4 protein-coding genes are annotated in these 12,907 nt (G+C 73.8%); all 4 read right to left on the bottom strand.

Going from position 1 to position 12,907, the window contains the following annotated elements:
• Positions 1-14 precede the first annotated feature (14 nt).
• Entirely contained in the window at positions 15-1,373 is a 1,359-nt protein-coding gene (locus tag OG875_RS01685) for a methylaspartate mutase (protein WP_330172412.1), read from the bottom strand.
• Complete coding sequence (locus tag OG875_RS01680) at positions 1,370-1,828, bottom strand: cobalamin B12-binding domain-containing protein (protein WP_330172411.1); 459 nt, start codon at positions 1,826-1,828, stop codon at positions 1,370-1,372. The genes OG875_RS01685 and OG875_RS01680 overlap by 4 nt, the downstream gene beginning before the upstream one ends.
• A 294-nt stretch (positions 1,829-2,122) precedes the next feature.
• Positions 2,123-2,329, bottom strand: coding sequence for an MbtH family protein (locus tag OG875_RS01675; RefSeq protein WP_330172410.1), 207 nt, complete (start codon positions 2,327-2,329; stop codon positions 2,123-2,125).
• 1 nt (position 2,330) lies between these two features.
• A complete protein-coding gene (locus tag OG875_RS01670) occupies positions 2,331-12,824 on the bottom strand; it encodes an amino acid adenylation domain-containing protein (RefSeq protein WP_330172409.1) in 10,494 nt (3,497 codons plus the stop codon).
• Positions 12,825-12,907: the final 83 nt, after the last annotated feature.

Genomic DNA, 12,907 nt, shown 5'->3' with positions numbered 1-12,907 from the left:
CAGGTCTCCTGATCTCATTGGTGGTCGAACCTCCTTGCGACACCGTGCAGGGCGGACATCAGCTGGTCCGAGGTCATGGCGGTCCGCGCTCCGGGCGCGGCCCGGGGCCGTATCGGCATCGACCCCACCGACGACCAGCGCAGCAGCCCCTCCGGGTCCACGAAGCTCCGGGACCGGCCGGCGTTGTCCGGGTGCAGACAGAACGGGATGTCCAGATGACCGCGCTCGAACGCCGTGGTCAGCGACCGTCCGAGGTCGTCGCCGAGGTCCAGCACCGCCGTGACGAAGGCCCGCGCCTCCGCGTACACCCCGCTCTCGGCGGGACCCGGTCCCGCCGGACCCGACGCGGTCCCGGCCGCCGCGCGCGCCGCGGCCTCCAGCGACTGGACGTTCTCGTCGACGGTGGGGATACGGTGCGCCTCGGCCGCGGTCTTGACGATCAGACGCCGTGCCCCGGAGCGGACCGCGAGGCGCGCGGACTCCTCCAGCAGCCGCCGGGCCCCGTGCGGGGTGACGGGGAAGACGCCCATGTACGTGTAGAGGACGATGTGCCAGTCGGTCCCGGCCGGCAGGAACTCCGCCGCCAGCCGGCGCAGCGCGAGGACCGCCTCCTCGTCCTGGCCCGGATGCGTCTGCTGCGCGTAGCTCATGGAGACGCTGCCGATTCCGTGCCGGGTGAAGAACACCGCCTCGAGGAGGCTGATCGCGACCAGCAGGCTCGGCGGGCAGAGCTGGCCGAGCATGCAGCCGCCGAAGCTCTCCAGATGCGGGGCGGGCACCGTGGCGGCCAGCAGTTCGCAGGCGTCCGCCCAGTTGCGGACCGACTCCCGCAGGGGTGTACGGCCGTAGGGCAGGCAGTACGAGACGGGGCCGCCCTCCGTGGCGTCGAGCCCCACCCCGGCCAGCGCCCGGATGATGTGCCGGGGCTGCGAGGAGCCGTGGCGCACCTGCACCGGGAAGGACGCGTCGTGCACCCCGTCGAGCAGCGCCCGGGTGGTCTCCCGGGTGTGGCTGACGATCGGGTAGCCGTTGAGCCGGGCCCCGTCGTCCAGGGCCCGGCGGGCCGCCGCGTGGTCGCCCAGCCGGGTGTAGCTGTCGATGGTCAGGGTCCCGACGGTGGTGGCCGCCGCGGACCTGGTCCGCTCCAGGCCGTGCCGCATCCGGGGGAATTCACCGAACCCCATCCGGGGCTGGACCACGAGCCGGCCCGCGTCGGCGGACTCGGCCACGAACCGGCCGAAGGGCGAGGCGACGGCCGGCGCGCCGGAGGAGACGGGCGTCCCGGGGGTTGCCGTACGGGTGGTCGCCGTCCGCGCCCCGGTACCGGCGGTGCGGGCGGTCGGCGTTCGCGTCGTGGTCCCGGCGGTCGTCATGCCGTCACCCGGTTCCGCCGCGTGCCGGCCGGCGTACGGCCCGGCAGCAGCGCCAGGAACTCCCGGAAGGCCGCCACGTTCCCGTCGTCGAAGACGGCGGTGAATCCCGCGTCGAGCAGCTCCAGCGCACTGTCGGTGTCGGGCGCCCCGGTCACCCCGAGCTTGCCGCCGATGACGACCGGCAGCTCGGCGAGCCCCGGCTCCTGGCGCAGCCGGACGATGGCACCGAGTCCGTCGCGGTACCCGTGGCCGTTGACGCTGCTCATCACGACCAGGTCCGGGCGGTGCGCCAGGCACCGCTCGATCAGCAGCTCGTCCGGCACACAGGGGCCGAGCCCGATCACCCGGTGCCCCAGCTCCTCGACGAGAAGCTGAAGGAAGACCAGGTTCCAGTTGTGCGAGTCGGATCGGGTACTGGTCACCAGAACCGTGAGCCCGCCCTGCGACTGCGCCATGGAAGCTCTCCGAAAAGATATATGGGTCTCTGCTCCGGCGGACACTTTCTTGAACCGGCGCCATTCCTTGTACCGCACGAGAAATATAGAAGTGCGCGGAGGCCGTGGACGGAAGTTGGTGCGGCAGTAAGGCGGGCAGTCGGAGAAATGCGACGGCGGCCGGCGGCGGGCCGGAAAAGAAAATCGGCGGCCCGCCGTGCACACAGGCACGGCGGGCCGCCGACGGTATTTCAGGAGATACGCGGAGAACGAGCGCTCCGACTGCCGGGAAGCCTCAGGAATTCACCCCGGGCATCAGGTGTACTGGGCCACCAGACTCTTCGGGCGGATGTCCGTCCAGTTCTTCTCGATGTAGTCCAGGGACTCCTGACGGCTGCTCTCACCTTGGGCGATGTCCCATCCGGCGGGCACGTCCGCGAACACCGGCCACAGCGAGTGCTGGCCCTCGTCATTCACCAGGACGAGGAAAGTGGCGTTGTCGTCGTCGAAAGGATTGGTCATCTCAGTTCCTTGTCTCGTTGAGGCCGAGGTCAATGACCTGCGGATCCGACAGTCGTCGCCGAAGAATTCGGCCGATGTGCGCGAGCGGTTCGGGTTCGGTCATACGGAGATGGGTGGAATCGATGTCGTGCCGTTCGGTCTCTCCGTCGGTGTACGGGTTCCACAGATCGGCGGACGGTGAATCGGGACCCCGCCCCCCGGCCGCGGTGAAGAACAGCGGATCGCCGGTGAAAACGCGGGGCCGGTAGGCGCGCATGAGAAGGGCGTGATTGACGGCGGCACCGACCAGCGCCGCGACCTCCGCCTCCGCGAAGCCCGCCAGCACCGGGTCCCGGCGGCGCAGCACCTCCACCACGGCGGCCGTGTCGAAGCGCGTGAAGAACGCGTCCGGCAGCGGGTCCGGTCGCCCGGCCTCCTCACCGGCCGGCCCCACCAGCATCTCGACGGTCTCCCGGTCCGTCATCGGCTCGGCGGCCTCCCCGGGCGGCACCGGGTACGCGTCCATCAGCGCCAGCAGCTCGACCTCCTCGCCGGCCGCCTGGAGCCGGGTCGCGACGGCGTGCGCCACGACCCCGCCGAAGGACCAGCCGAGCAGCCGGTACGGCCCCCACGGCTGGACCCGCCGGATCTGCTCCAGATAGTCCTCGGCCAGCTCCTCGACGCTCGACGCCCGGTAGTCCGGCCGGGTCAGCGCCCTCGTCTGGAGGGCGTACACCGGCTGGGAGTCGCCCAGATGCCGGGTGAGCCCGGCGTACGCCCAGCCCATGCCCGCTCCCGGATGGACACAGAACAGCGGGCGCCGGCCGCCTTCCGCGCGCAGCGGCAGCAGCACCCCCAGGGCGTCGCTCTCGGGTTCGTCACCGAGCAGCCCCGCCACCGTGGGCGAGCGGAACAGGTCCCGTACGGAACGCTCCACACCCAGCACCGACCGGACCCGGCTCATCAGCCGTACCGCCAGCAGCGAATGCCCGCCCCGGTCGAAGAAGTTGTCGTCGATGCCGACCCCCGCCACACCCAGGACCTCGGCGAACAGCCCGCACAGCACCTCCTCGCGCGGGTTGCGCGGCCCGCGCCCGGCGGGCGCGCCGTCGTGCGCCGGGGCGGGGAGCGCGGCCCGGTCGAGTTTCCCGTTGACGGTCAGCGGCAGCGAGCCGAGGACCACGACCGCCGAGGGGACCAGATACTCCGGCAGGGTCTCCGCCAGCCAGGACCGCAGCGCCGCCGTGTCCACCGGCGCGGAGCGGGGCACGACGTAGGCCACGAGCCGCTTGTCGCCCGGCCGGTCCTCACGGACCACGACGGCGGCACGGCCCACGGACGGGTGCCGGGCGACCGCCGCCTCGGCCTCGCCGGGCTCGATACGGAAGCCCCGGATCTTGACCTGGTCGTCGGCCCGGCCCACGAACCTCAGCTGTCCGTCGGTCGTCCAGCTCACCAGGTCGCCCGTACGGTAGAGGCGTTCACCCGCCGCGCCGAACGGGTCGGCGACGAACCGCTCCGCCGTCAGACCGGCCCGCCCCAGATAGCCGCGCGCCAGGTGCGACCCGCCGAGGTACAGCTCACCCGTCCCGCCGCGCGGCACCGGCCGCAGCCGGTGGTCCAGCACATAGGCCCGGGTGTCGTCCATCGGCCGGCCCAGCCGCACCGGGACGGCCTCCTCGGCCGGTCCCCGCCCGTCCGGCCCGAAGCGCTGGTAGTGGGTGCCGAAGGTGGCCTCGGTCGGCCCGTAGGAGTGGACCAGCACCGTGTCCGGGCAGTGGGTGAGCACCCGCCGTACGGCGTCCGGCGACAGCACGTCGCCGCCCGTCCACACCTCGCGCAGCAGCCCGAGGGTGTCCACCGCCTCGTCGGCCATCAGATGGAACAGCCCGACGGTGAAGTACGCGGCGGTCACCCCGTGCCGCTCGACGGTGCGCCGCAGCGCGGGCAGATCGGTGGCGTCGCCGCTCCCGACGACCAGCCGCGTCCCGGCCAGCAGCGGGACCCAGATCTCGTAGGTCGACGCGTCGAAGCCGAAGGCCGAGTGGACGAGCATCCGGCGATGGGTCTCCCGGTCCCAGCAGCGGTCGGCCGCCAGCCGGGCCACGTTGCGGTGGGTGACCCCCACGGCCTTGGGGCGGCCGGTGGAGCCGGAGGTGAACATGACGTACATCAGGTCCTGTTCACCGGTCGGCACGACGGGTGCGGTGTCGGGCGTGCCCGCCGGGGCGGGGGAGCCGGCCCGCAGGACCACGGTCCCCCCGGCGCGTTCCCCGTCCGCGATCCCGCCGGCCGCCCGGCCGGCGTCGGTCACCAGGACCGTCGCACCGGAATCCTCCATGATCACGCGGACCCGCGCCGCCGACAGTGCGGTGCCGACCGGTACGTACGCGGCCCCCGCCTTCAGCACGGCCAGGGTCGCCACGATCAGGTCCGGTCCGTGGTCCATGAGGACACCCACGGTGCCCCCGGGCACGGTCCCGGCGGCGATCAGACGGTGGGCGAGGAGGTTGGCGCGGCGGTCGAGCGCGGCGTACGTCAGCTCGCCGGCGTCATGGCTGACGGCGACGGCGTCGGGCGTGCGCCGGGCCTGGGCCGCGAACAGCTCGTGGACCGTGCCGCCCGGCAGCGGGCCCGTCGGGGCGGTGTCGTTGTAGTCCAGGACGAGCCGGCGGTGTTCCTCCGCGGTGAGCAGGTCGATGTCGTCCACGGGACACCCGGGGTCGGCCGTCACCGCGCGCAGCACCTGGGTCAGCCGTACGGAGATCAGCTCCGCCGTCCCCGCGTCGAACAGGTCGGTGGCGTACTCCAGATACCCGTGCATCCCCTGCGGCGCGCCGTCCGCGTCGTGCCGCTCGGTCAGCGACAGCGTCAGGTCGAACTTGGCGAGCCCGGTGTCGTACGGGATCTCCGTGGCCGCCGGTGCGGGACCGCCACCGGCCTGCCGCCCGCTGTTCTGGAGCAGCAGCATGATCTGGATGAGCGGGTGGTGGGCGGTGGAGCGCGCCGGGTTGAGGTGTTCCACCAGCCGTTCGAAGGGCAGGTCCTGGTGGGCGTAGGCGGCGAGGTCGGTGTCCCGGACCCGGGTGAGAAGGTCGGTGAAGGCGGGGTTGCCGGAGACATCGGTGCGCAGGACCAGGGTGTTGACGAAGAAGCCGACGAGATCGTCGAGGGCCTCGTCGCCCCGGCCCGCGACGACGGTGCCGACGGGTACGTCGGTGCCCGCGCCCAGCCGCGCCAGGGCCAGCGCGAACGCGGTCTGGAGGACCATGAAGAGCGTCGCCCCGTGTCCGGCCGCGAGCCGGGTCAGCCGCGCGTGCTCCGCGGCGTCCAGCACGAGCGGCACCGAAGCGCCCCCGTGGGTGGCGACCGCGGGCCGGGGCCGGTCCGTCGGCAGCTCCAGGACGGGCGGCGCGCCGTCCAACGCCTCGCCCCAGTACGCCAGAAGACTCCCCTCCGGCCCCTCCGAGCCCTCCGTACCCTCGGCGCCGCCCAGCATGTCGCGCTGCCAGAGCGCGTAGTCGGCGTACTGCACCGGCAACGGCCGCCATTCGGGGGCGTGTTGGGCCAGCCGCGCGGCGTACGCGGTCCACAGGTCCGCCATCAGCGGGCCCATCGACCAGCCGTCGCCCGCGATGTGGTGCAGCACGAGCACCAGGAACCGTCCGGCGTCCTCGCCGTGCTCCTCGTCGCACTCCACCAGGGCCGCCCGCAAAGGCAGTTCGGCACTCAGGTCGAAAACGTGCCCGGCGGCGGCGTCCACCGTGGCCGCCAACTCCGCACGGGACACCCGGATCACCCGCAGCTCCGGGCGGGCGCCGGGCAGGACCCGCTGGTACGGCTCCCCGTCCACCGCCCCGTACACCGTCCGCAGCACCTCGTGCCGCTCCCCGACGTCCGCCAGCGCCGACGCCAGCGCGGCGGCGTCCAGCGGCTCGTCCAGCCGCAGCACGACGGGGATGTTGTACGCCTGGCTCGGCCCGTCCAGTTCGTCGATGAACCAGAGCCGGCGCTGCGCGAACGACAGCGGAACCCGCTCCGGCCGCGCCCTCGGGACCAGCGGGGCCCGCACCGGCACCCCGGCCGTCGCGTCGATCCGCTCCGCCAGCCCGGCCGGCGTCGGCGCCTGGAACAGATCGCGGATCGCGACCTCCGCGCCCAGCGCCGCCCGCACCCGGTTGATGAGCCGGGTCGCCAGCAGGGAGTGACCGCCGAGGTCGAAGAAGCTCTCGTCCACCCCGGCCCGGCCCAGCCCCAGCACCTCCGCGAACAGCCCGCACAGGATCTCCTCGCGGAGCGTGCGCGGCGCGCGCCCCGGCGCACTGCCCCGGGCGTCCGGCGCGGGCAGCGCCTTCCGGTCGAGCTTCCCGTTGACCGTCATCGGCAGGGCGTCGAGCGCCACCACGGCCGACGGCACCAGATAACCGGGCAGACTCCGCGCCGTCGCGGCACGCAGCCCCGCCTCGTCCACGGTCCGGCCCGGCCGCGGCACCACGTACGCGACCAGCCGCTTCCCGCCCGGCCCGTCGTCCCGCACCACCACGGCGACCCGGCCCACGGACGGGTCACGCGCGACGACCGCCTCGACCTCACCGGGCTCGATACGGAACCCGCGGATCTTCACCTGGTTGTCGGCCCGGCCGACGAACCGCAGCTCGCCGCCGGTCGTCCACGCCACCAGGTCCCCGGTGCGGTACATCCGGCCCCCGTCCGCGCCGAACGGGTCGGGCACGAACCGGTCCGCCGTCAGCTCCGGCCGGCCGATGTACCCCCGGGCCACGTGGTCGCCCGCGATGTACAGCTCGCCACTGGTGCCCAGCGGCACCGGGTGCAGCCGCCCGTCCAGGACATAGGCCCGGGTGCTGTCCAGCGGGCGCCCCAGGGAGAGCGTCTCCGGCAGACCGCCGGACCGCTCGTACTTCAGCAGATGCGAGGCGAAGGTCGTCTCCGTCGGGCCGTACACATGGGTCACCGCCGTGTCCGGGCAGTGCTCCAGTACGGTGCGCACCGCCGCCGCCGACACCACGTCACCGCCGGTGCCCACCTCGCGCAGCAGCGCCAGGGTGTCCAGCGCCTCCTCGGCCATCAGATGGAACAGCCCGACGGTGAGGAACGTGGCGGTGACCCGGTGCCGCTCGATCGCCCGGCTCAGGGACCGCACGTCCGCGCCGTCCCCGCCGGTCGTCACCAGCGTGCCGCCCGCCAGCAGCGGCACCCAGATCTCGTACGTCGACGCGTCGAAACCGTACGGCGAGTGCACCAGCACCCGGCGCTGGACCTCGTGGTCCCAGAACCGGTCCACCGCGAGCCGCACCACATTGCGGTGGGTGACCCCGACGCCCTTCGGACGGCCGGTCGAACCGGACGTGAACATCACGTACATCAGGGCCTGTTGGCCGGTCGGCACGGCGGGCGAGGTGTCGGGCGTGCCCGACGGCGCCGGCCCGTCGGCCCGCAGGATCTCCGTACCGGCGACCCGCTCGGCCGCCGCGACCTCGCCGTCCGCGGTGGTCGCGCCGACCAGCATCAGCCGGGCGCCGACCTCCGCCATCACCAGCCGCACCCGGTCGGCGGGCGAGCGCCCGTCGACCGGCACATAGGCCGCGCCGGTCTTCAGCACCGCCAGCAGGGCGACGATCAGGTCCGGGCCGTGGTCCATCAGCACGGCGACGCTGCCCTGGGGCACCGTTCCGGCGGCGATCAGACGGTGGGCGAGGAGGTTGGCGCGGCGGTCGAGCGCGGCGTACGTCAGCTCGCCGTCGTCGTGGACGAGCGCGACGGCGTCCGGGGTGTGCCGGGCCCGCGCCTCGAACAGTTCGTGCACCGTGCCGCCGGGCAGCGGGACGCCCTCGGTGTCGTTGTACTCGGTGACGAGCCGGCGGTGTTCGCCGGCGGTGAGCAGGTCGATGTCGCCGACCGGCCGGGCCGGATCGGCCGCCACCGCCCGCAGCAGATGCGCGAGGCGGGTGGAGAGGAGCACCGCCGTCTCCGCGTCGAACAGGTCGGTGGCGTACTCCACGAACCCTTCCAGACCACGGGGTGTTCCGTCGTCGTCGCGCCGCTCGGTCACCGTCAGGGTCAGGTCGAACTTCGTCAGACCCGTGTCGAACGCGACGTCCGAACCGGCCAGCGGGGAGCCGTCCCCGGCCGCGCCCGCCGCCCCCGCGCCGTTCTGGAGCAGCAGCATGACCTGGACGAGCGGGTGATGGGCGGTGGAACGGTCCGGGTTGAGGTGCTCCACCAACTGCTCGAAGGGCAGGTCCTGGTGGGCGTACGCGGCGAGATCGGTGTCCCGCACCCGGGCCACCAGATCGGTGAAGGCGGGGTTGCCGGAGACGTCCGTCCGCAGGACCAGGGTGTTGACGAAGAAGCCGACGAGATCGTCCAGGGCCTCGTCGCCCCGGCCCGCGACGACGGTGCCGACGGGTACGTCGGTCCCCGCGCCCAGCCGCGACAGGGCCAGCGCGAGGGCCGACTGGAGGACCATGAAGAGCGTCGAGCCCTGCGCGGCGGCGAGCCGGGCCAGCCGCTGGTGGGTCGGACCGTCCACCGCGAACGGCACCACGGCGCCCCCGTGGGTGGCGACCGCCGGCCGGGGCCGGTCGGCGGGCAGGTCGAGCACCGGCGGCAGACCGTCCAACTCCTTTGTCCAGAAACCCAGTTGGCGGGCGAGAGGGCTCTCCGGGTCCCCGGCGTCGCCCATCGTGTCCCGCTGCCAGAGCGCGTAGTCGGCGTACTGCACCGGCAGCGGTTCCCACTCCGGGGCCGCGCCGGCCGCCCGTGTTCCGTACGCGGCCGACAGGTCCGCCAGCAGCGGCTCCATCGACCAGCCGTCCCCCGCGATGTGGTGGACGAGCACCACCAGCACCTGGGCGCCGTGCGGGTCCGCCGACTCCAACAGCCACGCACGGAGCGGAAGTTCGCCGCTCAGATCGAAGACGTACCCCACCGCCGCGTCGATCGACGCGGCCAGGGACTTCTCCGTGGTGCGCACGACCGTCAGTTCGGGGCGGGCGCCGGTCAGGACACGCTGGTGCGGCTCGCCGTCCACCGCCCCGTACACCGTCCGCAGCACCTCGTGCCGCTCGGCCACATCGGCCAGCGCCTCCGCCAAAACGTCCGCGTCCAGCGGCACGTCCAGCTTGAGCACGACGGGGATGTTGTACGAACGGCTGGGCCCGTCCAGCTCGTTGACGAACCAGAGGCGGCGCTGCGCGTACGACAGCGGAATCCGCTCCGGCCGCTCGACGGGCACCGGCGCCGGGCGCCCCCCGGCCCCCGCCAGCTCGTCCAGCCGCCGGTCCAGACCGCGCACGGTGGGCGCCAGGAACAGGTCACGGATGCCGAGATCGGCGCCGAGCACCGACCGCACACGGTTCACCAGCCGCACGCCGAGCAGTGAATGCCCGCCCAGGTCGAAGAAGTTGTCGTCGGCACCGGCCGACGGAAGGCCCAGCACCTCGGCGAACAGCCCGCGCAGGATCTCCGCGCGCGGCGAGAGCCCGCCCCGCGAGGCACCCCCCGTCACGGCGGCGAACCCGCCCGCCCGCCCACGCTCGTCGGCCACCCGGGCACGCCGTTCGGCCAGGGCCGCGCGCTCCTCGTCGGTGAGGGCGACGGCGTCGGTGACGCGGACCGCCGGGTCGGTGGCGACGGCGTCCAGCGCGCGGGTGAAGAAGTCCAGCAGCAGGGTCGCGGTCGACGCGTCGAACAGGTCGGTGGCGTACTGGAACCACACCTCGATCCCGGCCGCGTCGTCCGCGCCGTCCACCGTCTCCACACAGGACACGCTCAGATCGAACTTCGCCGTCTCCAGCCCGGCCGGCTCGATGGCGCCGGGGACGTCCCCCAGGGGGATACCCGGATCGGCGTCGTTCTGGAGGGTGAGCATCGTCTGGAAGAAGGGGTGATATGCCAGCGAACGCGCCGGGTTGAGGTGCTCCACCAGGAGATCGAACGGCAGATCGTCGTGGGCGTACGCCGCGAGGTCCGACTCCCTTACCCGGTCCAGGAGTTCGGCGAAGGCCGGGTCGCCCGAGACGTCCGTCCGCAGGACCAGGGTGTTGACGAAGAACCCGACCAGCTCGTGCAGCGCCTCGTCCGGGCGCCCCGCCACCGGCGTGCCGATCGCGATGTCGTCCCCCGCGCCCGCCCCGGACAGCGCCGCCGCCAGCGCGGCCCGCAGCACCATGAACAGGCTCGCCCCCTGCCCGGTGGCCAGCTCCCGCAGCCGCCGGTGCGTCCCGGCACCGAGCCGGACCGTCACGGTCTCGCCCCGGTACGACGGCTCGGCGGGGCGCGGCCGGTCCGCCGGCAGGTCCAGCACCCCCGGCAGCCCGGCGAGCGCCGTCCGCCAGAAACCGATCTGACGGGCCATCACACTCGCCGGGTCGTCCGCGTCGCCCAGCATGTCGCGCTGCCACAGCGTGTAGTCGGCGTACTGCACCGGCAGCGGCTCCCACTCCGGGGCCACGCCCGCGCACCGCGCCGCGTAGGCCGCCGTCAGATCCCGCAGCAGCGGGCCCATCGACCAGCCGTCCGTGGCCACGTGGTGGATCAGCAGCACCAGCACCGATGTGTCCGGTCCGGTCACGAACAGCCGTACCCGCACGGGGACATCGGCCGGAACGTCGAACGCCTCCCCGGTGAACGCCTCCACCGCCGCGTCACCCGCCCCCGGCGCGCACGCGACCACCGCGAACACGTCCGCCACATCGTCCCGCACCCACTGGTACGGCTCCCCGTCCACGGCCGGGAACACCGTCCGCAGCACCTCGTGCCGCTCCACCACGTCCGCCACGGCCGCCGCCAGCGCTTCCCGGTCCGGGACACCGTCCAGCCGCAGCACCAGCGGCACGTTGTACGTCGCCGAAGGGCCCTCCAGCCGGTTGAGGAACCACAGCCGCCGCTGCGCGAACGACAGCGGCACCCGGTCCTCCACCGGGGGGTGTCCGTGCTCCGGCGGCGCCGTCGCCTCCGGGCGGACCACCTGCTCACGGGACGGCCGCATCGCCCGCAGCAGCGACCGGTCGATCTTGCCGGTGCTGGTCCTCGGAAGCGACTCGATCAGACTGATCACGCCGGGCACGGCGGGCGGCGGAAGCCGCTCCGCCAGCGTCGCGCGCACCTCGGCCGGGCTCAGATCGCCGTCCGCGACGACATACGCCACCAGGCGCTTCGTCCCGTCCGCCGACTCCTGCGCCACGACGGCCGCCGCCCGCACGTCGGGGTGCCCCAGCAGTACCGACTCCACCGCCGCCGGGTCGATCCGGTGCCCACTGATCTTGACCTCGTCGTCCACCCGGGCCACGTGCACCAGCTGGCCGTCGGACCCGAGCCGCACCACATCGCCGGTACGGTAGGCCGATTCACCGGCCAGCCGCGTGAAGCGACGGGCCGTCAGCTCCGGCCGGTCCAGATAGCCACGGGCCAACCCGCCGCCCAGCAGCCACAGTTCACCGTCCACCAGCGCGGCCCGCACTCCCGGCAGGGGCAGTCCGATCGGTACCCCGTCGGTCTCCGCCGTGCCGTCGGCCGGGCCCTCGGTCAGGTCGGCGACGGTGGCGACGACGGTCGCCTCGGTCGGCCCGTACGTGTTGAGCAGCCGCACCCGCGAGCCCACGGCGCGCCGCCAGCGCGCCACCCGCTCCGGGAGCGCGGCCTCACCACCGATGATCACCGTGCGCAGGGCGGCCGGCAGCTCCGCCACCCCGGCGGCCACCGCGTACGCCAGCTCGTGCCAGTACGCGGTCGGCAGATCCAGCACCGTCACCCCGTGCGCCACGCAGCCCGCCAGCATCCCGGGCACGTCCAGCATGCCGTCCGTGCGGAGCACCAGCGTGCCGCCCGCGCACAGCGTCACGAAGACCTCCTCGACACTGGCGTCGAAGTGCAGCGGGGCGAACTGGAGCACCCGGTCGTCGGCACCGATCCCGTACCGCTCCGTCGCCCCCGCCACGAAGTGCGCCAGCGCCTCGTGGCCGACGAGCACCCCGTTGGGGGTGCCGGTCGACCCGGAGGTGTAGATGACGTACGCGATGCCCGTGCCCGCGGCCTCTCCCGGCAGCACGGCCTCACCGTCGGCGCGCAGCGCGTCGGGGTGCGGCGGTTCGCCGTCGCACGCGTCCGCGAGGATCGCCGTGTTGCGTGCCAGGGGCGCGTCCGGGTCCAGCGGCAGATAGGCCGCGCCGGAACGCAGCGCCGCGAGAACACCCACGATCGCGTCGATCCCGCGCGGCCTGCACACCGCGACCAGCCGCCCGGGACCGGCGCCCGCGTCCTGGAGCAGACCGGCCCGTGCCGCGACCGCCTCGGCCAACTCGCCGTAGGTCAGGCGCACATCGCCGTGGACCAGGGCGGTCCGCCCCGGATCGGCGGCCGTGCGCCGGGCGATCAGCTCCAGCACCGGCACCACCGGTGCGGCCGGGACACCGCCGTCCAGGAGCACGGACGGCTCCGGGACCTCCGGGTTCGGGTCGGCTCCGGCGGTGAGCACCGGCAGGTCGGTTGACCGCATCGGACTTCCTCCTTGCGGGGGCGTTGGTCGGACGGACCGGCGCCGGGGGAGCGGCGCCGGGACGACGGCCGACGGGAACGCGC

Origin of the sequence: Streptomyces sp. NBC_01498 (assembly GCF_036327775.1) — a bacterium.
In the GTDB taxonomy this organism is placed as follows: Bacteria; Actinomycetota; Actinomycetes; order Streptomycetales; family Streptomycetaceae; genus Streptomyces.
This window is presented reverse-complemented; position numbering and strand designations above follow the sequence as displayed.